The following is a 21,492-nucleotide window of genomic DNA, read 5'->3' on the forward strand; positions in this document are numbered from 1 at the left end:
GCTATAGGCGAATCAATAATGCAATGCATACAATAAGTTTTAGGATTAAACTGCTGCTTTTCTCTTAACGATGAATGCAGCTACTGCCATAAGAATAAGTGCGCCGCCTACAAGATAGAACATTGTTGTACCAACACCACCTGTAGAAGGAAGGTAAGCACCTGTTGTATTTACTACATAAAGAGTATTATTTTTAACAGAAACATTGCCAATCTTAGCTGCATTATCTTCGCCATATGTAGCTGAAATAGTTCCAACTGCTGTGTTATTAGCAGAATCTACTGTTCCTGAAATAGAAATCTTGATATCATCTGTAAGCATGTTGTAGCCAGCCTTGGCCTGTGTCTCACGAAGATAATAAACTCCTGTATCAAGACCATTTATCTTAATCTTACCTTCTGAAGATGTAACAATATCGTCAGTTACATTATCGGCATTCTGGTCAGCTGCTAAAGTGTAAACACCATCAGAATTATTAACCACTTTTAATACAGTCTTTCCATCTGCTGCAAGAAGATTGAAGTGTGTATCATCAAGTGCTGCACCGTTCTCATCCTGCTTTATGATATTGATATCATAAGTATATGTGTATGTACGATCATGCTCTGTTGTACCGTCATTACCATATGATACATATGTATCATTGAGCTGGCCTTTGTTGACCTGCGCATCCTGAGTGATCTTAGCTGAATAAACTACAGTTACGAAAACAGTATTTGTAAGATTTTCTGTATAAGATGTATCAAAAGATACTGTGAATCCGTTTCCATCTGTCTTTACAGATGCTATAGCTTTTACTGCGTCTGTTACATCACTTCCAGTTGCATCTGCTGCATAGTAAACTACTACATCTTTGTTATAGCTAAGAGTAGCATCCATAGTATCATGAAGTACTACATTGGTTGTCTTGGGAAGAAGTGTTACCTTTGTTTTGAATGTAACTGTATCGCCAATCTGACCGTCATTCCATTCTCCCCAGCCATTGGACTCGTCAATGCTGAAAGTTTCTGCTGCTTTGGAGTTCTCCTGAACTTCTTTCTCAGGAGCAGGTGTTGTCACGTTCTTTTCTTCAACTGATACAGAAGGTGATGTAAGACCTGTACTATTAACTGCACCAAGTGAAGAATCGATTACATAATAACCATATGGAAGGTTTGAGATGGTAACTGTACTTCCATCTGCTACTTCCTGTCCTGCCACTGTAAGATTAGTATGGGAAGCAATGTATTTGATACTTCCTGTCTGAATAGCAGAAGCAAATGCTGTAGAATTAGCATCTGTAACTCCTGTTACATAGTACTCACCATCATAATTAGTAATAAATGAGCTAAGACCATATTCGCTTCCTGTAAAAAAGTCTACCCACTCCTCTGTAACTTTATATGTACCATGAGTATCTGTGAACTGTGCTGCTTTATTAAGTGTTTCGTCTACAGCTGTATACTCAAGTACTTCATAGGCTGTATAAGTCTCACCTTTTGTTGTTCCTGTTACTGTAATGCTTCCGGCATTCTCCTGAGCATTAGCTGTGATAGATCCTGTTACAGTTACGCCAAGAAGCGCTGCTGTGAGGATTCCTGTTAATAGTGCCTTGAATCTCTTCATTTTTTCTCCTTTTCCCTGTTCCCCTGGCCTTCTCCAAAAAAGTAAGACTTAACCCGGTGTCAGATAAATGTGATTAAATTTTGTTTTGTAACCAGCTTATATTTCATAAATCGTGCCTTTTGGCACGATATTATGCCATAGTGTAGCATTTTGACCATCTTACAAATACTCATATTTATGATAATATTTGTATTTTCGCGTAAATGCTATGATTCTATTGCATCGCATTGTATTTCAAAATTCTTTATTATGATCTGCTCTTTTTAGTTCTTTTCAAAATAAAGAATACAATTGCTGCAAGTACTAAAAGTCCACCTATGATCCTGAATATAATTGTTCCGATACCTCCTGTAGAAGGAAGTGTGTTATTAACAAGCGACTTATTGGTAATGGTCAGCTGACCATAATCATAGGTGCTGCCGTTAATATTCATTGCATATTCAGGGCTTCCCTCTACAGTTGTCGTATTGCCATTACCATCAACATAAGAATATGTAATGCTGTAGAGTGAATTGTATGCATCATCTTCAGCCACTCTGTAAAGATAAGCATTGCCGCTTGCATCAAAAGCAGGTAGATCCTTAAATGTATAACTCCATTCATTTGCACTGGTCAGCTGCAGCGTTTGTACAAAAGTCCATTCATTTTCATCCTGAGTCTTTCTGTACAGACTAAGATCAAGATAAGTATGGCTCTTTGAATCATCTTCGCCAGATGATGACAGCCAGGTCTTTTTGACTGTAAGCTGAGCAAGCTTATCATTAACAATATTCACAGTAGAAAGGCCGCTTGTAAAAGCTACTGTATTGCCTTCTACAGGTGTCATGTTTTCCGGTGTCATAACAAAATAGCTTACTTTATAACCTAAAGGCGCTCCATCTATCTTCTCTCCTTTGTTTGAGTTTAGCTCAACGATAGTATATGAGCTTCCCGGGACAAGATTAGAAATGATCTCGCCTCCATTAGCATCTTCACCAGATTTATATCCTGTGATAACTACATAACCGCCAACCTGAACGATGTTACGATCCTTGGTCTTTTCATATTTTGTTACATTGCCACCGGCATCTACGCTGTAACCATAAACCTTTAAAGCTTTTCCTTCAGAATCATATACGCGGAAAGAAAATTCTGTTCCGTTTGCTATAGTTCCTTCTACTGCAGCGCTCTTAACAACCTTGATGGCTGCATAGCTGTTTACAAATACCACTCCATTTTGGTTATATGAAGAGTCATAAGTGGTAATGTAAGGGTTGCTGACAGGATCAGCTGTGTTAAGTCCTGAATTAAGTCTTACAGAGCTTGCTGCAACTTTTTGTCCTGATTCATCTGTATAAACAACATCAGCTCCTAGATAGAAGAAGTCCTCCGTTTTGGTTAAAGATACATTATCATTGTCACCGCTACTAAAAGCGCCTGCTTTTTTACCATCCGGATAGTTGACCCAGGTAGAATACGTCTTTGGGAAAGTTGTATACTGCTTGGATACTACTACTGTTGCATAATACACACTGGTATCATATATAACTCCGTTAGCATCAGTCATCTCTTCAGTGATCTTATATGTATATGTTCCTTCATATACATAGCTGATACTTCCAAAAGATGCCTTGGCAGTATATGAACCATCTTTGTTCGTATGTTTTGCACTACTGTTTATAGACAAAGTATATGTATTGTCATCATTTAATACTGCTGATATACCATCACCTGTAACAGTATCTGCCTTGGGCATAGGAACCGCTACGCCGGATACCGAAGTTCCATCAGAAAGAACAGTATCAGTAGCACTTATTCCTTCAAGCTTAAATGAGAAGGTCATGTCATCTTCCCATGTACCGCCATTAAAGTTCTTAGTAACTTCCAAAGGAGCTACAGGTGTTGAATAATAGTTACATACCTGAACAGTCTGAGTTTTTGAATAGCAGCTACTTACACTGACAGTCTGTCCTACATTTGACAGATTGTCCTGGTTGCCACCGCTGACATCTACCGAAAATACCTTTCTCAGGTTCTCTCCGCCTGTTCCGTAATAATTTAAGCCTTCATTAGCATCAGTTGTTACAGCATATTTTGTAACTCTGCTAAGTCCGGAATCAGTAATCGCATAATAATAATTGCCTACAGCGTTGTAACCAAGTGTAAGTCCGTCAGCTACTTCATCTACAACATAAGTTCCTACAGGAAGTTTAGAAACAGTCCACTGGGCGCTGTTATTATAAGTTACATCATAGCTTCTTCCTGTAAGATTGCCGTATCTGTCATATTCAACCGCTCTACCTGCTATAGTTCTACCATCAGATTTGTAGGTCAATTCCTTCTGACCCGTTACAAATCCGGTAAATACTATATATGAACTATCTGCTGTATTGGTTATTCTGAATGTGACTTGTTTTAACAGAGCAGTTTTGGTCTTATCTCTTACAAAATCAGAACCAAAATCATTAACTACCATCTTATGGATACGAAGGTATCCGAAATCTTCAACAGACGGAAGATCATGATTGTGATAATGCCACTCATTACAGGAAGTGATACAGTTCGAAACTACAACTCCGGCGTTAACACCACCTGTCACAACATCTGAATCAGGAGCTATAAATGTACCGCAGGTATTGGTTATAGTTACATTTCTGGCATTCACAACGTTAAATATAACTGCAGTTGTAAGCCAGTCATATGATTTGTTGGTATTTCCAACATATTCAGATGTAACTTGGCCATTAAGGTAATATGTACCTATAGTAAGATCTGAAGATGTACAGTTAAGAATAAGGTGCTGTCCTTCATTTAGGTATATATTTAATTTCTCATCATCTATATGAATATTATTGCCTGTATAAGTAAGAACATATGTTCCATTAGGGACGCCTCGAAGATCAATTGTTGTTCCGCCCCAGTCTCTGTAGCTTGCTTCGAATGCTCCGCCTATTCCTTCATACTTAGCATAATAATCATCAATACTGTTTATGATAGTAGGAACACTGATTCCGGAGTTCTTAACAATATTTGTTCCATTAACATTAGTAAAATTGATCCATCCGTTGTTATATTTGGATGTCGCTCCGCTTCCAAGATAGATGTTAGCAGGAGCTGTGTGGAAGTTAACTGTAGTAATATTGTCTTCAAAATCACCAAAGTAGTTATTGCCACCTGCATTACTATAATTAACTGATGCACCGACATCCTTGCCTGTCGTCTTAACATATCCTGCCATTACGTTGGTTTCTGTATCGCCTGACCAGGAATATGTATTGGCTACAACACCATAATCATATGCAGCATTGAACGATTTCTGATAGTCAAAGTCATCCACATACTGGTAGTTGTAATAATAAAGAATGCTGTTATTAAAAGATAAAGCATATACAGAAAAGCTTTCTGCCAAAAACTCAATCTTTTCATTGGACAAGGCATCACTACCTGCTTCTACCGCACTGGCTGTTATCTCTTCTATAGTAATGTCAGATGAAGTGGCTGATTGAGAAGCTTCTAATGTAGTAGCTGCAGTATCCTTAACCTCCTCAGAAAGGATCATATGTGATATTTCTACATCTTCCTGAGAAGAAACGCCTATATCTGAAAGCTGCTTATTTTTAAACTCTATTGTGATCTTTACAGATCCTTCTGTAGGCTCATATTCAACTTCGGTTTCATTGCCTTCATCATCCTTCTCAGATACTATGAAAGCAATATCATAAAGAAGAGTATTGTCTTGTGTATGCTTTACTGATTCTTCTGATTCATCAGTTCCTTCTGATAAGCCAGATCCTTCCTCAGGCTGATCAGAATCTTTTGAACTCTCCTTATCAGCAGCATTAAGAGCTTCTATATATGCATCAAAGGCTTCTCCCTCTGTGATCCTGGTAGCACGAAGCTCAGCATTTTCAGGAATAGCATTAGCATTTTGTAAAACGGCTGTAACTACTACATCATCATCGTCATATGTAAACTTGTATGTATCAGAATCATCTGAAGCATATTCAAGCTTTACAACTGTATCTTTGGTTATATCTATATACGATTCACCATCTGTAGTATATGAATATGTATATACTCCGTCATTTTCATCCAAAAGAGTTCTTTTAATACTTGTGACGATGTTTCCTTCAATTGTTGCACGTACATATGCATATTCAGAACTATACTTTTTGTATGTGCTATATGTTTTTAATACCTTACGAACCTTAGCTACAGGTGCATTATCTACATCATCAAGGACAAGTACATCGTCTGTAAAAGCCGGAAGATCCATATCTGTAAATGAAGAATCTATCTCTTCTCCAAACTCATCTACAACAGATGCTCTTACATCTACAGCTACTCCTTTGGTCTTATATGTAATAATAAGTTCTGCATCAGATGTTATCTTGATCCAGTCAGTATTATCTTTAGAATAGTAGTAGTTATATCTGCTACCTTCTGAAGAATCTGATTCTAAGTGATCAGAGCTAGGATCCGTATCCGCATCATCAGCTTTATATTCCTGCCTTCTAATGGATTGAATCTGTTCTCCATCAAAAGAATTAGCTACATATTCATAATAGGTGGTATTGCCATCTTCATTAGTAATAGAAACATTACCAAACAAAGAAGAATCAATACTCACTTCTGAATCTGAGTCAAAAGAAATATCATCTATATCAATATCTAAATAGTCACCACCAAGAGCATTACCATCTTCATCAACTACCAAAACAGCGATATTAACCGGAACATAATCATCTTCATCATCTTCATCATCTTCATCATTTTGAATATCTGATGATGTATAAGCTGATGCTGCACTTGCTGATTCATCATCGTTAAGATCAGTAAGTTCAGAAGCTTCTATAGCTGACTCATCTGATTCATGCTCATCAGATTCTTCATCAGAAGTATTCTGTTCATCTGTATTATCAGCAGCCCTTGCATCATCTGATGATCCGTCATCTTCCTGCTCGTCAGAAACAGATTCGGTGTCAGAACCTTCGCCGCTATTATTAACAATAGTCTCAGTCTGATGGTCACTATTATCAGCCCCATTGCCATCTGATCCTTCAAGTATCATTCCAACTTCATCAGCACCATCCTGTGTTGTAGCTGAAGCATCCTGATTTAATGAGTATATTGTTGTAAGACCTACAAGCATCGCAAGTACTATAACAATAGAAATCCATCTCTTATAGCGATTTCTTTTGCTCAAATACTCTCTTATGCGATTTTCACCTTTTTTCTGCATCCCTGTTTCCTCTTAACTTAACTTCCCTATAAAGCCTGTATTTTGGCGTGCAAAAAACACCCCTACTAATAAAATCCTGTCAATAGTCAGTTATTAGTAATAATTCCAAATTCGCCAAATGGATAAATTCTGAATAGAACGTGACCGATTAGCTGTTCTTTTGAGATGCATCCCACTACATCTGAACGGCTATCTATAGACACACTTCTGTTATCCCCCAATACAAAGTATCTACTCTCTGGCACCTGGTATGGAAATTCAATATCTGTTGGTTCAAGGCTCTTTTCTGTAAGATATGGCTCATCCAAAACCACACCATTTACAGTGACATTGCCTTCACTATCTATATTGATCCAGTCACCTGGTGACCCTATTACCCTTTTGATCAACACTTTGTTGTTATAATAAAAAGCAACTAACTGTCCCGGCTCAAACGTATCTGTTTTAAAAGCTATTACAATCTGCCCTGTAGATAACGTCGGATACATTGATTCTCCGGATATCTTTTGAACTTTTACAAAAAAGCTGGCAATAAGAACAGAAAACGCAGCAACAGCCACAAGTATTCCTATTGTTTTAGCAAATGTAGTTTTGTACTCCTGCTTGCGCATTTCGTGATCAAGGGCATCTTTAAGCTGCTGTGTCGTCGGCTTGATGTTTTTAAGTTCATTATCTTTAGTATTAGTATTTTTGCTACTCACCGATATAATCCATCCCTGTATATATCAAAACATGTATGTTACATAAGATTAGCTTTTTATGTCTTATTGTATTTACCAGATTTACAATATTCAAAATAGTTAAGCAAAAACTCAAGCCTTATTACTATTTTGTACTAAACCTGCCACAAGCTCAGGATGTTTGTAGACATACTCAGCTTTTCTTAAAAGCTCTGAGCACTTTCGTCTTGTATCCTCTTCCATGACCTTGCATTTGTCACTCGACTTCTTCTCCTGAAGTTCGATTCGACTTCTGGCCGCTTTCATGTCATTTTGAAGATCCTCATATTCAGCTTCTATCTGTTTTTTGATAAGTTCTACATACATATCAGCGGATTCTTGAGCAGATTCCATTACATTGCCAAGTCTCACTGCTGCATCTGCAAGCGTACCCGAGTTATTTATCTTATGAAGCGCCATATCAACTTCATCTTTCATAGCAGCCTTCTCACGCTCAAGTCTTGCTTTAAGCCCTTCAATATCCTTATCGAATTTAGCCTGCTGCTGTGCTTTCTGCTCTGCAAACTTCTGACGCATTTCATTTCTTTCTTCATCAAATTTATGCATCATTTCTTCTCTTTCATCTGCTGCCTGTTGAAGGATAACTTCTTTTTCCTTATTAAACTGTTCCTGAAGTTCTTTTTCATGGGCAACTGCAGCCTCAGCTTCTTCAGAGAACTTAAGCATCATTTCGAGAAGCTGAGCTCTACTTAGCTTCTTAAGATCCAGTTCTGCCATAATCAACCTCATGTTTCAAACGCTATAAAGCGTATAAGACAGACAAAATCATCACATTTTTGATGTTTTTTGTAAATACATATAAGCTCACTGATAGATTATCATAATATCGTTTCTATATATTGGCAATATTGATATTAAACAAATCAAATACGTAATTTCGTTATTTTGTTGATAAAAACGTTATGCTGTGGAAACCATTGATGTCGGTGGCGTTTCCGATATTGATGTTAAAAAAGACTCTCTCGCAAAAACTAATCCTACGCCATGTAAAAAGTACTAATATAAAGCTTTTTAAATTATACCACACACTTCGAAAGTTTCTATAATAATTACTATCATAAAAACATGATTTTTTGAAATGGAAGTCGGTCATTTTGTTTTAGACAGGCTTAAAAAGAAGCTTTTAGCGCCTGGCCTTTAGAAAAAGTTCATTGTAGATATTAACGAAAATTCATTAAGTAAAGCTTTTAATGCACCTTACAATAATGAACAAAAAAGAGCATCGATTTATAATCAATACTCTTTAGTGCGGGAAAAGGGACTTGAACCCTCACGACCTAAGCGGTCACAAGATCCTTAGTCTTGCTCGTCTGCCAATTCCGACATTCCCGCAAACCCTTATTTAACTATATCGCTTGCCTTATAAGTAAGGCAGTGCAGGAAAAGGGACTTGAACCCTCATGATATTGCTATCACATGGACCTGAACCATGCGCGTCTGCCATTCCGCCATTCCTGCATATAGCATGTGCACTACGCTGTAGTCCCTCGCGCTCTGCACGCGACATGTATTATATTATCCTCTAGAGAGATTTATGTCAACACTTATTTTTATTTTTTTCAAAAAACTTACCCAAACTTATTCTAAACACAATTCAGATCCAAGCCTTCAGAAAATATACATTTTTGAATCAAAGATTCAAAAATGTATATGATTTTGCTTTTATGTAATCACTATATTTTATGGATAACGCAAAAGAGCACCAGTCATCCGACTGATGCTCTTCGTGCGGGAAAAGGGACTTGAACCCTCACGACCTAAGCGGTCACAAGATCCTTAGTCTTGCTCGTCTGCCAATTCCGACATTCCCGCAAACCTTATATTTTGTCGCCATACTCGCTGCACGCGACTGTTATATGATATCCTTTTGATCATTTAATGTCAACACCTATTTGCATTTTTTCTAAAAAATCGTTTTATCGATCGCGCATTAACATTATTATATAGAAGATACAGTCTTCATGATAACTCTGTTAAAATCCTCTTGTTAAAACTGTTGTTCTTCTGAATTTCCAGGTCATAGTCACAATCTGTATCTATACTTACTTCGCCGCATATATCTATGCCCAATACCTTTTTTGACCCTACGAGTCGTTTTATAATCTCTAAAAGAGTATCTGCCAGCATAGTTCCCTGGTCCCAATTGGTCTTTAACTGATCCGGAGACAATACATCTTTGTCAACAGAAATATATACAGGAAGGTCATGCGATAACCCGTCCATAATTCTGTTCATAGTGTTATCAAAGTTTTTAGTACCATCTCCAACGTTAATATTGTAATAGTCAAGACTTTTGTGAACATCATTTTCTATTCCGCATACGCTATCGCAGATTGACACCAATGTCACTTTTTTTCTTACGGCATCATCTATTTCATCAAATAGCTCTTTATTAATTCCGACAGCTATGACGTTTCTGACATTTACGTTAGTTTCAATTACTTTTTTGACCCAGCTGCCGCAAGAAAGGATATCGCCAAACATGGAAGGCTTCATATCAGGATGATTATCAAAATATATAAGATCAAAGGGTTCTTCGATCATTGAAGTAAAGATATGTGACATATAATGATAATTGCCATTATCTATAAAATGAATACCTCGAAGAGGAACTTTCTCACCTTCGATGATATTTCTGATCGTTCTCTCTCCATCATCGTCGCAAAAGCAATCTGTTCCGCTTATGTCCTTGCATTCAATAAAGCGAGGATTATCTATACTTCTATAGAAATCCTCGCTTTCATATACACCTGTAAAATTAAAAATCGCTACATCATCAAATTTACTCATAATCAGATCCTTGATGCTTGGTTATATATACTGCGATACTACATCTTAACAAAAAGCTTCATTATAGTCAGCTCTCGGCTTCCAGTTCAGCCAGATGAGAAATAGCATCTTTGGCTATAATGCACTCTGCAGTCTCAGCAAGATGCAGTTCTTCCGGTGAATTAACGCTAAGAGCACTTGCGTACTCGATACCGGCTTTTCGAAGTTCATATACAACAGCCTCGCTGTCAGTCTGAAGTCCCATCATAAGATAGTATCTGTCATCCGCCTTATAGAGCGCAGAATCCACTATCGGCATAGCCGATGCGATCTTTGAAAATCTTATCACCTTATCAAGATTATCGAATTCGCCCATATAGCGCTGATATTCAAGCGCAGGCTTAGATATGACATTAACTTCCTGTATCTTCTCAAGAGCACTGATAAGTTCCTGACCTTCTTTGCTCTCTTCAAGATACATACGACCTACCATATTATTCATTCCTTCGACAAGTTTATTTAGTGCATCACTTTTATCCTTGCCTTTTTCAGCTTTGACTGCATCTATCTTGTCCTGTGTGAGATAATCCAGAATTCCCTGAGCAATACTGCGAAGGCGGTCTGCAGAACTTTGTATATCATCATTGTCCATCTTAACCGCATATATACGTACACTTCCATCAGCCATCAGATTCCTGCTCATCATCATAACTTCATTCTCAGGATCATATGACAGCTGCTGCCCAACTTCCTGATTGAGCTGCGTCATAAATGGAATACTCTTTTCTTCTCCATGTAAAAGAGCTTCAGGTGTAAGTCCGATCTCATGAAGTTCCTGAGCAGCAATACTGCACTGCACAGTCTTTTCACTTATTTTTATAATTACCATCCTGCCTCACTCCTCTCAATTAAGTATATTATATATCAAAAATTAGCACTGTCCAGCTGAGAGTGCTAAAACTTTTATAAAATAAATTTGTAATTTTTTAAAATTAGGTGTTGCCTTTTCAAAAACCCTGTTATATAATAGCACTTGTGCCGGGGTGTAGCGCAGTTGGCTAGCGCGCTACTTTAGGGAAGTAGAGGTCGCAAGTTCAAGTCTTGTCACTCCGACTATGATAAGAAATCGCATTGATGATTTGATCATCAGTGCGATTTCTTTTTTTGAACAAAAGCAGAATTCACATCTAATCCTTACTTATATCTCTTATTGTATGACCTTTGTAATATTTTAGAATCTTTTTATGTTCCATCCATGTTATTGCAATGCATATGATCATCACATATGCTATGATTTAAATTACGATATTCACTACAAATACGCATATTCTTGGAGGATATATGTCCACCTCACTTAATATAGGAATACTGGCACATGTTGATGCCGGTAAGACAACTTTATCAGAAGCATTATTATATGAAGCAGGTGCTGTTAGATCTATCGGACGAGTTGATCATGGCGACGCCTTTTTAGACACCTTTGATCTGGAAAAAGAACGAGGAATCACCATTTTCTCAAAGCAGGCAAGACTGGAAGCTTTTGATCGTAAGATCACTTTAATGGACACTCCCGGGCATATTGACTTCTCTCCCGAGACAGAGAGAACTCTTCAGGTCCTGGATGCAGCAATTCTGGTTATAAGCGCAGCTGATGGTGTAGGAGCTCATATAAGGACACTTTGGTCATTGCTTGAGCATTATAATGTTCCAACTTTTATTTTTGTAAACAAGATGGATCAGCCGGGAAGTGATATGGATGAAATCTCCGCCTTGCTAAGCCAAAGTCTTGGAAACAGCGTTGTAAACATGACTCCCGGAGTTAACGATCCTATGGTATGTGAAAGCATAGCAGTCTGCGATGATAACCTTCTAGGCAGCTACCTTAACGGTACCCCTATTAAGGAAAGTGACATAATAAACCTGATATCCAAAAGGCTCCTATTTCCTTGTTACTATGGAAGTGCTTTAAAAGGTGAAGGCGTCAGGGCTTTCCTTGAAAATCTGTGTAGATATACCCCTACCCCCTCATATCCAGATGATTTTGGAGCAAGAGTCTATAAGATTTCCAGAGACAGTGACGGAACCAGATTATCTTTTCTCAAAATAACAGGAGGAAGTATATCAATACGAGATACTTTTGGAGAAGAAAAGATATCACAGATAAGGCTGTACTCCGGAAGTAAATACGAACAGGTGCAAAGTGCCGAGGCAGGGACAATCTGCGCAATAGCAGGGTTATCCGGCACAAGAGCAGGCGACGGTCTTGGCTTTGAAGCATCAAACCATGAAGAGCTGCTAGAACCTATATTAAATTGTAGGATTCTACTGCCTGATGATGAAGATCCCTACAAAGTCTGGCAGAACCTCCTCATCCTTCAGGAAGAAGAACCTATGCTCAGCGTATCAAGAACTGAAGAAAACGGCGATATATACGTACGAGTTATGGGACAGGTTCAGATGGAGATCATAAAAAGACTCATGTTGGACCGCTTTAAAATGAGCATAGATTTCGGCCAGGGGCGTATCATATACAAAGAGACTATTGCTAATACAGTCGAAGGCGTAGGTCACTTCGAGCCTCTAAGACACTATGCAGAGGTTCATCTAATGCTAGAGCCCTCTGCCCCTGGATCCGGTCTTAGTTTCGAAGCAAACTGCCCTACTGATATCCTGGCTCGTAACTGGCAAAGACTCGTCCTGACCCATCTTGAGGAGAAAAAACACAAAGGTGTTCTCACAGGTTCCGAGATCACAGATATGAAGATAACTCTTATATCAGGCAAGGCTCATCTAAAACACACTGAGGGCGGAGACTTTAGAAAAGCGACTTACAGAGCTGTACGACAAGGACTTATGATGGCTAACTCTGTACTACTTGAGCCTGTGTACAGATATGAACTTATAGTTCCTTCTGAAAATGTAGGACGAGCCATGACTGATCTGTCACAAAGAAATGCCACAGTAAATTCACCTGAGATAGAGAATGGCAAAACTGTCCTTAGAGGTACAATCCCCGCTGCATGCCTTGGGAACTATGCAGAAGATGTAAGAAGCTACACAAGCGGCGAAGGGTCTATATCCTGCGTACTAAAAGGCTATGCCCCGTGCCATAACGCAGAAGAAGTCATAGCCAAAAGCAACTACGATCCGGAGCTTGATACCCACAATCCTTGCAGCTCCGTCTTCTGTTCTCACGGAGTAGGCACTGTCATCCCATGGAATGATGTCAGAAAATATATGCATGTAGATACAGGGTGGAGGCCTGAAGGAGACAATACTCCTATTCCCAGCGACATCGCTATGGAGTATGACCTTGAAAACATTACTGCATTCAAAGCTCGCACTTCCAATGAGGCAGTTGTTGATAACAGGTCCTTTTCTGAGAAAGAGCGTGATTACAGGGCAGGTCAGGATGAACTCATGGCTATCTTCGAAAAGACCTACGGCCCAATTAAAGACCGCCGTACCAATAACGACGATGACAGGCCACGCACCTACGGAGTTCCTGATGACAAGCCCAAAGGGATATCTGATCCCAAGTATGATGAAAAAAGAGATGCCAAAGCCCAGAAAAAAGCAAATGGTCAGAAAGAATACCTTCTTATAGACGGTTACAACGTACTATTTGCTTCAAGCGATCTAAAATCTCTCGCAGAAAGAGATATAAATGCTGCAAGAGACAAGCTTATGGATATAGTATCTAATTTCCAAGGGTACAGACGAGAGAACATAATCCTAGTATTCGATGCCTACAAGGTTCATGGAGGATCAGAAAAAGTCCTTAAATACCATAACCTTGATGTAATATATACCAAAGAAGCAGAAACCGCAGACCAATATATAGAAAGAACCTCACATGAGCTTTCGAAAAACTATAAAGTTACAGTTGCAACTTCTGACGGAATCGAACAGGTTATCATATTAGGAGCAGGCGGTATCCGTATGCCTGCAAAAGAGTTCTGGGACGAGGTAAAAAATACAGAAGATCAGATAAGACAGCAACATATAGAGACACTAGACAATAAGCTACATAACTATGTCCTTAAAGATATAGACCTTAATAGTACAGATTCATAAGTTCATATATTTTTGAATCTTTGATTCAAAAATGTATATACTTTCTATCTGAATACAAATCAAATAATCCCCCATACATGACATACAGATGAGTATTACGATATCGAAACTCATCAAATATCATGTATAGGGGGATTTTATCACTTAATATGCTTTCTTTAACATATATATCAGTCTTTATACTCTTCAAGTTTCTCATTAAGAGCTGCGCAGATCTCATCACCATCGATTCCGTGTACTGCACATGCCTCTCCAAGAGATTCCATCTGAGATGCTGGACAGAAAATACATTCCATGCCGCAGTCCATAAGGAACTGTGCTGTAGAAGGATGCTTAGCTATGATCTCGCCTACAAGCATATCTGTTGTAATAAGATCAGCACCTTCCTTTTTATCTTCAGAAGATTCATCGCTCATAGCTTTGGCAGCTGCCTCTGCTCCGGCCTTCTCTGCTTCTTCATTAACAGGAGCATTAGCAAGCTCCTCGTCACTACCAAATAAAATATCTCTTAAACTCATATTAATAAAGCCTCCGTATAATCAATAACTACATCAAGTTGAATTCTACATTATGAAATATAATAAAGCAAGCATATAAAAGGCTTATATCATATTAATTTTCTATAAACATCTGCAATTATATTGCGTACTATTATTGTATCCATCCTTAACTATCATTCTATTTTCTAAAAATTCATTATGAATGAACCAGTATACCAATCGTATGGATACTAAAACTAAATCTTATTACAAAATCATCATACAGATTCAATGATATACAACCTGCTGTCACCCGTCCTAAGGATTCCTGTCTTATCGCCGTCCTGATCAAAACCGGTACTTCCAAACTTGGGGCGAAGCCTTACGCCTACTCTGTTAAGCAGTGCACCAGGAGCTGTCATATTTTCTCTTTCGTTCTGAACTTTGACAACTGAGTTGGCTATATTATGAATGATACCATCCTGTTTAATATGTATCGGAGTAAACATATTGATAAGACTACCCATAGTCTTAAGGTCGATATCTACATATCTGTTAGTGATATGGTATGTCTTGCTATCATCAAGTCCGCAGGTTCTAAGAGTCACAACATCTCTGTTAGGTCTGCTTTCTCTCTGAAGCATAAATGCTATGGCCTTTTTGCCATCATCCGATACTGTAATACACCTTCCATCATCTAATCTGTAATAATGCCCGAATTGAAGGGTATGTCTGTATTTTTTGTAAAAGTCTATCTGATCTTTGATTTCTTTTTTGTCAGAAGCAGTAATATCACACAGATTAAGCTCGTATCCAAAGCATCCAAATGAGGCTACGTCAAATCTGGTCTCAAGAGGTACTGTGTTAAGAGTCTGGTGATTTGGAGTTGCAGATACATGCGCGCCTACTGTCGATTGAGGATATCCATAGCTATAACCTCTCTGGATATCTGCTCTGCATATAGCATCCGTATCATCAGATCCCCATATCTGAGGAAAATAACACAGAATTCCCAGATCAAATCTGTTACCACCTGCAGAACATCCTTCAAACAATATATCAGGGAAAGAATCTGTCAATTCCTTCATAATGCGATATAAGCCAATGTAATAGCGGTGCATAAATTCATCCTGTCTATCTGCCTGAAGTTCTTTAGAATAGCAGTCAGAGAATATACGATTCATATCCCATTTTACATAAGAGATATCACCTGAGCCAAAGACCTTCTTCATAGACTCGATAACATAATCCTGAACATCAGTTCTTGTAAGATCCAGATTCATCTGATTACGCCCCTTGGAATGAGCATGTCCCGGAACCTGAACAGCCCAGTCAGGATGCGCTCTGTAAAGGTCACTGTCTTCATTGACCATCTCAGGCTCTACCCATATGCCAAACATAAGCCCAAGATCATTTATTTTCTTGGAAAGACCACTTATGCCGCCCGGCAGTTTGTCTTTATTTTCATACCAGTCGCCAAGTGAACTTTTATCATCATCACGCTTGCCAAACCATCCATCATCCATTACAAAAAGCTCTATTCCAAGTCCTGCAGCTTCTTTAGCCAGTTTTAAAAGACTTGACTCTGTAAATCTGAAATAAGATGCTTCCCAGCTATTGATAAGGATCGGTCTGTTCTTATCTCTCCATTTTCCTCTTACTATATGCTTTCTGACAAAATCATGCATGTGGCGGCTCATTCCATTGGCACCATTCATATCAAAAGTCATAATACTTTCAGGAGTTTCAAATCTCTCACCTTTATCAAGCGTCCATCCAAAAGTCGCCGGAGATATACCACTTATAAAACGGCTCTTATCATATCCATTGGATGAAAGAGCCTCATAATGATTACCACTGTAAATAAGGTTAAAGCCATAGCAATAACCGCTATCTTCGGTAGTATCTTTATGGGAGATCATGACAAATGGATTGGACCTGCTTCCGGATTCACCTGCAGCCATCTCCTCTGATACACATCTACCGCCATCGCAGACACTGTCTGTTCTATGCATTTCATCAGCCCATCTTCCATGGAAAGATGTAAACACAAGTCCATTTTCATGAAAATCAATCTGATTACTCATGATACGGTCTATGTGAATCTTCTCATTTGCAGATACTATGACTGCTCGTCTTGTGATAACATCACATTCAGGATATACACTGTATATAACTTCAAGGCAAGTTCCATACTCTTTGTCTTTATATGTAACAACAAGCTGCTGAGCATAGTCTTCTGATGAGCCGACGCTAGTCTTAACACTATCATCATATGATCCCGGAAGAGAGGAAGGAGCTTGTATATCATTAGTAATAGAAGCCTTCTCAAATGTAAAATCTGAAGTTTTAGAACCATTCTCATGTGTTACAAGAATAAATGGATCTCTTATATCTCCTTTACCAAAAGAGCTTATCTCGAGAGGAAGATCTTCAAGCGCGATCCCCGGAAAATCATCACTATATGAGATCATATTCCCGCCTGCAGCAGGATGCTTTTCGCTAAGGCTATAACAGATATTTTTAAGACATATAGATGCAGCTTCACTTTCTGAGCCATCTCCAAAGGAGGAAGCTTTTAGAAATTCCTCATATTGCGTTTCCGATATCACTGAAGCACCGTAATGAAGATGCTCCGGATGTCCGGATTTTAAAATATTAAAAAGATACGATGTATGCAAAGTCTGTAGCAAAAAACATCCATTTCTCTCAATAATCATAGCAAGTCACCACTCCCAATATATAATGTTCTGTTCCCCTGATTAAGCTCTAATGCCATCCATAAGAATATCTATCATGTTATTAAGTGCATTCTGGTATTCCATATTAAATTTGATAAGAACATCAGAACTAAGGAACTTCTCTACAGTTGCTTCGAATATCACTTTAAGAGTAGGAATAGAAATAGGTCTGATACTGCCCTCTTCGATACCTTGTTCTATTAGAGCTATAGTCTCTTCCCAGTCGCTTTCAAGTCTATCGTTAATCTTGGAATAAACTTTTGGATACTTGTCTTTAAGCTGGAACATCAGACGGAAATCCACATTCTGATAACTATCAGGAAGAGCAATAAGTATCTTGCTAACCTTTTGAGCAGTAGTAAGACTATTATCATTCAAGATAGCATGCTCACTCTCTTTAATAGAATTAAATACATAGTCAACCATGCTATCGAGCATCTCTTCCTTATCATGATAGATCTTATATATGGTCTTCTTGCTCATATGCAATTCTTTGGCAATGTCATCCATAGTAAACTTAAGGCCTTTAGCCTTGTATTCAACTATTACAGTCTCCAGTATCTTCTTCTGTGTCTCATCCATAACTCATTCTCCGATAAAAAATATTCTTTATACGTTTCCATATGCTTGCACCAAATAAAGATTTTTAGCATTCGGAAACTTAATCATTTTCCTTGGTTTCCATTTTATCATTCATTATCGTAAAATGGAATATAAAAAAGTAGCCAAAATTTTCAAAAAATTTTGGCTACTAATATAACATCGCAAAAGTTAAAACTATTTCTATCACTTTTATAGTATGCTGTCTCTTTCAAGATCTTTTTCAAATCAAAAGCCAGTACATCCAAACTATGATAAAAACATTTATAATAAACACTATGATCAGATCAATTACTTAAGGACTTCGCACAGATACTCAAATGTTCTGGCTGCAGAAGCTACAGAAAGTTTCTCTGATGTAGTATGAACACCTTCCATATCAGGTCCTATAGAGATGCAATCAAGTCCCTCAAGCTTCTGACCAAAAAGGCCACATTCTACACCTGCGTGAAGAGCTTCTATCCTAGGCTCACGGCCATACATTCTCTTGAATACTTCTATCATATGCTCACGAAGCTTAGAATCTGACTTAAATGGCCATCCCGGATAGGATGATGTGATCTTGGCCTTGGCTCCAAATGCCTCTGTAATGTATACAAGTCTGTCAAGAAGAGCATCCTTGCTGCTATCTACGCTACTTCTAACAGCATACTCAAGTGTCACTTCGTTATCAGAACTTACAATAACTCCAAGATTAAGAGATGTCTCTACAAGTCCCGGAACAGATGCGCTCATAGCCTGGATACCATTTGGTAAGGATAATATGAGCTTGTATACATTCTTCATAGAAGCGTTGTCAAGACAGTCAAATGTACCTTTTTCTCTTGCTGTTACTGTAAACTTAACACCCGGATCCTTGATTTCAAGTTCACTCTTAACGATAGTTTCAAGGTCCTTTACTGCCTTTAAAGCAGCTTCTTTACTTGTATCTTCAGGCACTACTATAGTTGCCTTTGCATTAACCGGAATTGCATTATCAGCTACTCCGCCATTTATCGAAACAAGTGAAATATCGTTTTTGTCAGAAACTGCAGCAAGAATTCTTCCAAGGAGAATATTAGCATTACCATGTTCTTTGATTATCTCTGTACCTGAATGTCCACCAAGAAGGCCTGACACTTCGATATCATATAGCATACCGCTTCTGCTAACCTTAGATACAGGAAGAGTTGCATAAAATCTTGCTCCGCCTGCACAGGATGTAAGAAGTACACCCTCTGTCTCAGAATCGATATTGATAAGCTTTCTGCCCTTTAATGGAGACAGATCTATCGCAAATGCGCCGTCCATTCCAGTCTCTTCATTGGTTGTTATAACAACTTCAAGCCTAGGATGAGGAATTGTCTTAGAATCAAGAAGTGCAAGACAATAAGCAACAGCAATACCGTCATCACCACCAAGAGATGTACCCTCAGCCCAGATCTTATCACCATCTGTAACAGGCTTTAAAGGCTGAGTAGCCATATCAATATCATAATCAGCATCATGAACAGCTACCATGTCCATATGCCCCTGAAGGATGATCGGCTCCCTGTCTTCATATCCTTCACTAGCTTCACCGAATATGATAACATTTCTGGTCTCATCCTGTATGTACTCAAGATTCCTATCCTTGGCAAACTTCACAAGATAGTCACTGATCATCTGAACATTATTTGATCCATGAGGGATCTGTGTTATCTCCTCAAAAAAATGAAATACTGACTTTGGCTCTAAATTATCTAAAACGCCCATTATCAAGTCCTCCTGTTAATACAGATTTATTTAGTATAAGTAAAATGTCTACGCTTCTAGTGTACTGACTCGTTCATATTTAATCAAATATGAGCCAGTCAGCATACTAGATGTAAATACTAATACTTAAATCAGATGTATATTCTATCACATATCAAAGCAATCAAAAAGACCCACGTCACACCTAAAGTGATCAGTGGATCTTTATAAATTCATGTTAAACTCACGAATTCTGTATATTAAGCGATCTGCTTCTTAGCAACTTCTGTAAGAGTCTTGAAGCCTTCTGCATCATTAACTGCCATCTCAGCAAGCATCTTGCGGTTGATTTCAACACCAGCAAGCTTGAGGCCATGCATAAGAGTGCTGTAGCTCATTCCGTTAAGTCTAGCAGCAGCGTTGATACGAACGATCCAAAGTGATCTCATATCTCTCTTCTTCTGCTTACGACCTGCGAATGCGCTTGTAAGAGCTCTCATTACAGACTGCTTTGCGATTCTATACTGCTTGGAACGAGCTCCTCTGTAGCCCTTTGCAAGCTTTAATACTCTATTGTGTTTCTTCTTGGCATTTAATGCGCCTTTTACTCTTGCCATTGTAATTTCCTCCTAAATAATCTAAAAAACTACGAACTGTCTTACTAAAAATTAAAGGTAAGGCAGGATCTTCTTCATTGTCTTAACAGATGTAGCATCTACAAGAGCTGGCTGACGAAGATTTCTCTTTCTCTTTGTAGACTTCTTAGTCAGAATGTGACGCTTGTATGCCTTGTTTCTCATAAGCTTGCCTGTGCCTGTTACTTTGAAGCGCTTGGCAGCTGCTCTGCTTGTTTTCATTTTGTGCTGCATAATAAAAATCCTCCTATTTCTTACGGTATCTGCATGTACTTTTTTATTTCTTCTCAGCTAAGAACATAACCATGCTTCTGCCTTCTGCTTTAGGCTGCTTCTCAACTACTGCGCAGTCTTCGAGCTCCTTGGCAAAATCAATCAGAACATGAACGCTCGCTCCCATATGAGCCATTTCACGACCTCTAAAACGCATAGTTACCTTGACCCTATTGCCTTTTTCAAGGAATTTCCTTGCAGCATTGATCTTAGTATTAAGATCGTTTGTATCGATGTTGGGAGAAATACGAATCTCTTTAATCTCAACAGTCTTCTGTTTCTTACGCGCTTCTTTAGCTTTGCGAAGCTGTTCATACTTGTACTTGCCGTAGTCAACTACTCGGCAAACAGGGGGTTTTGCATTTGGTGCGATCTTGACAAGATCAACTCCTGCTTCCTCTGCGACTTTGCGTGCATCCTGGATTGACATAACTCCAAGCTGCTCACCACCTAGTCCTATCACACGAACTTCCTTGTCTCTGATCTGTTCGTTAATAAATAAGTCGTTAATGGTTATTACCTCCGATTAAAATAAAAAAGTGGACACGCGAGACGCATCCACTTATAATCAAACCGTACAGACAAAAGAGTCTGTCTGAAGTTATAAACACCTGAAGCATATGCCGCAGGGTGAGAGTG

The 21,492-nt window shown here is 38.5% G+C and carries 14 protein-coding genes and 4 tRNA genes; 2 read left to right on the top strand and 16 right to left on the bottom strand.

Annotation, left to right across the window (positions count from 1 at the left end):
* Positions 1-45 precede the first annotated feature (45 nt).
* The 9 genes from BMX21_RS04515 to BMX21_RS04555 all read right to left on the bottom strand — a co-directional run bounded on the left by BMX21_RS04515 (position 46) and on the right by BMX21_RS04555 (position 11,224).
* The gene (locus tag BMX21_RS04515; protein WP_092042037.1) at positions 46-1,605 is read right to left on the bottom strand and encodes an isopeptide-forming domain-containing fimbrial protein; all 1,560 of its coding nucleotides are present in this window, start codon (positions 1,603-1,605) and stop codon (positions 46-48) included.
* 247 nt (positions 1,606-1,852) lie between these two features.
* Positions 1,853-6,826, bottom strand: a complete 4,974-nt coding sequence (locus BMX21_RS04520; RefSeq protein ID WP_092041815.1) for a Cna B-type domain-containing protein — start codon at positions 6,824-6,826, stop codon at positions 1,853-1,855.
* Between the two features lie 86 nt (positions 6,827-6,912).
* Positions 6,913-7,527, bottom strand: coding sequence for a signal peptidase I (gene lepB, locus BMX21_RS04525; RefSeq protein ID WP_022757236.1), 615 nt, complete (start codon positions 7,525-7,527; stop codon positions 6,913-6,915).
* 111 nt (positions 7,528-7,638) lie between these two features.
* Positions 7,639-8,283: a hypothetical protein gene (locus BMX21_RS04530; protein WP_092041817.1), complete on the bottom strand. Its 645-nt coding sequence runs from the start codon at positions 8,281-8,283 to the stop codon at positions 7,639-7,641.
* A gap of 530 nt (positions 8,284-8,813) precedes the next feature.
* Positions 8,814-8,898, bottom strand: a tRNA-Leu gene (locus BMX21_RS04535).
* A gap of 43 nt (positions 8,899-8,941) precedes the next feature.
* Positions 8,942-9,024, bottom strand: a tRNA-Leu gene (locus BMX21_RS04540).
* Positions 9,025-9,293: 269 nt separating this feature from the next.
* Positions 9,294-9,378 (bottom strand) — tRNA-Leu (locus BMX21_RS04545).
* Positions 9,379-9,525: 147 nt separating this feature from the next.
* Complete coding sequence (locus BMX21_RS04550; RefSeq protein WP_092041819.1) at positions 9,526-10,356, bottom strand: arginase family protein; 831 nt, start codon at positions 10,354-10,356, stop codon at positions 9,526-9,528.
* 67 nt (positions 10,357-10,423) lie between these two features.
* Positions 10,424-11,224: an adaptor protein MecA gene (locus tag BMX21_RS04555; protein ID WP_022753642.1), complete on the bottom strand. Its 801-nt coding sequence runs from the start codon at positions 11,222-11,224 to the stop codon at positions 10,424-10,426.
* 150 nt (positions 11,225-11,374) lie between these two features.
* On the opposite strand from BMX21_RS04555, the gene BMX21_RS04560 reads away from it, so the two are divergent.
* Positions 11,375-11,448, top strand: a tRNA-Pro gene (locus tag BMX21_RS04560).
* Positions 11,449-11,676: 228 nt separating this feature from the next.
* The gene (locus tag BMX21_RS04565; RefSeq protein ID WP_092041823.1) at positions 11,677-14,412 is read left to right on the top strand and encodes an NYN domain-containing protein; all 2,736 of its coding nucleotides are present in this window, start codon (positions 11,677-11,679) and stop codon (positions 14,410-14,412) included.
* Between the two features lie 170 nt (positions 14,413-14,582).
* On the opposite strand, the gene BMX21_RS04570 is transcribed toward BMX21_RS04565, so the two are convergent.
* From BMX21_RS04570 to infC, 7 genes are all read right to left on the bottom strand, one after another.
* Positions 14,583-14,930 (bottom strand): DUF1858 domain-containing protein, encoded by a 348-nt coding sequence (locus BMX21_RS04570; RefSeq protein WP_022757232.1) that lies wholly within the window; start codon positions 14,928-14,930, stop codon positions 14,583-14,585.
* A gap of 239 nt (positions 14,931-15,169) precedes the next feature.
* Entirely contained in the window at positions 15,170-17,611 is a 2,442-nt protein-coding gene (locus tag BMX21_RS04575) for an alpha-galactosidase (protein ID WP_092041827.1), read from the bottom strand.
* A gap of 42 nt (positions 17,612-17,653) precedes the next feature.
* Positions 17,654-18,214, bottom strand: a complete 561-nt coding sequence (locus BMX21_RS04580; protein WP_027218413.1) for a TetR/AcrR family transcriptional regulator — start codon at positions 18,212-18,214, stop codon at positions 17,654-17,656.
* A gap of 309 nt (positions 18,215-18,523) precedes the next feature.
* Positions 18,524-19,966 carry an aminoacyl-histidine dipeptidase gene (locus tag BMX21_RS04585; protein ID WP_092041831.1) on the bottom strand — a complete coding sequence of 481 codons (1,443 nt, stop codon included), beginning with the start codon at positions 19,964-19,966 and terminating at the stop codon, positions 18,524-18,526.
* A 239-nt stretch (positions 19,967-20,205) separates the two neighbouring features.
* Complete coding sequence (gene rplT / locus BMX21_RS04590; RefSeq protein WP_022753648.1) at positions 20,206-20,562, bottom strand: 50S ribosomal protein L20; 357 nt, start codon at positions 20,560-20,562, stop codon at positions 20,206-20,208.
* Between the two features lie 51 nt (positions 20,563-20,613).
* Complete coding sequence (gene rpmI, locus BMX21_RS04595) at positions 20,614-20,814, bottom strand: 50S ribosomal protein L35 (RefSeq protein WP_022753649.1); 201 nt, start codon at positions 20,812-20,814, stop codon at positions 20,614-20,616.
* Between the two features lie 43 nt (positions 20,815-20,857).
* Positions 20,858-21,370 carry a translation initiation factor IF-3 gene (gene infC, locus BMX21_RS04600; RefSeq protein ID WP_027217410.1) on the bottom strand — a complete coding sequence of 171 codons (513 nt, stop codon included), beginning with the start codon at positions 21,368-21,370 and terminating at the stop codon, positions 20,858-20,860.
* Positions 21,371-21,492 lie beyond the last annotated feature (122 nt).

It is taken from the genome of Butyrivibrio sp. TB (assembly GCF_900110805.1).
GTDB classification, from domain to species: Bacteria; Bacillota; Clostridia; order Lachnospirales; family Lachnospiraceae; genus Butyrivibrio; species Butyrivibrio fibrisolvens_C.

What these genes read in the sequence shown, in the direction of transcription:
- rpmI (WP_022753649.1), bottom strand. Translation starts at nt 20,814, where the DNA reads ATGCAGCACAAAATGAAAACAAGCAGAGCAGCTGCCAAGCGCTTCAAA.
- BMX21_RS04585 (WP_092041831.1), bottom strand. Translation starts at nt 19,966, where the DNA reads ATGGGCGTTTTAGATAATTTAGAGCCAAAGTCAGTATTTCATTTTTTT.
- BMX21_RS04570 (WP_022757232.1), bottom strand. Translation starts at nt 14,930, where the DNA reads ATGAGTTTAAGAGATATTTTATTTGGTAGTGACGAGGAGCTTGCTAAT.
- BMX21_RS04515 (WP_092042037.1), bottom strand. Translation starts at nt 1,605, where the DNA reads ATGAAGAGATTCAAGGCACTATTAACAGGAATCCTCACAGCAGCGCTT.
- BMX21_RS04555 (WP_022753642.1), bottom strand. Translation starts at nt 11,224, where the DNA reads ATGGTAATTATAAAAATAAGTGAAAAGACTGTGCAGTGCAGTATTGCT.
- BMX21_RS04575 (WP_092041827.1), bottom strand. Translation starts at nt 17,611, where the DNA reads ATGATTATTGAGAGAAATGGATGTTTTTTGCTACAGACTTTGCATACA.
- BMX21_RS04550 (WP_092041819.1), bottom strand. Translation starts at nt 10,356, where the DNA reads ATGAGTAAATTTGATGATGTAGCGATTTTTAATTTTACAGGTGTATAT.
- BMX21_RS04520 (WP_092041815.1), bottom strand. Translation starts at nt 6,826, where the DNA reads ATGCAGAAAAAAGGTGAAAATCGCATAAGAGAGTATTTGAGCAAAAGA.
- BMX21_RS04565 (WP_092041823.1), top strand. Translation starts at nt 11,677, where the DNA reads ATGTCCACCTCACTTAATATAGGAATACTGGCACATGTTGATGCCGGT.
- BMX21_RS04580 (WP_027218413.1), bottom strand. Translation starts at nt 18,214, where the DNA reads ATGGATGAGACACAGAAGAAGATACTGGAGACTGTAATAGTTGAATAC.
- BMX21_RS04530 (WP_092041817.1), bottom strand. Translation starts at nt 8,283, where the DNA reads ATGGCAGAACTGGATCTTAAGAAGCTAAGTAGAGCTCAGCTTCTCGAA.
- rplT (WP_022753648.1), bottom strand. Translation starts at nt 20,562, where the DNA reads ATGGCAAGAGTAAAAGGCGCATTAAATGCCAAGAAGAAACACAATAGA.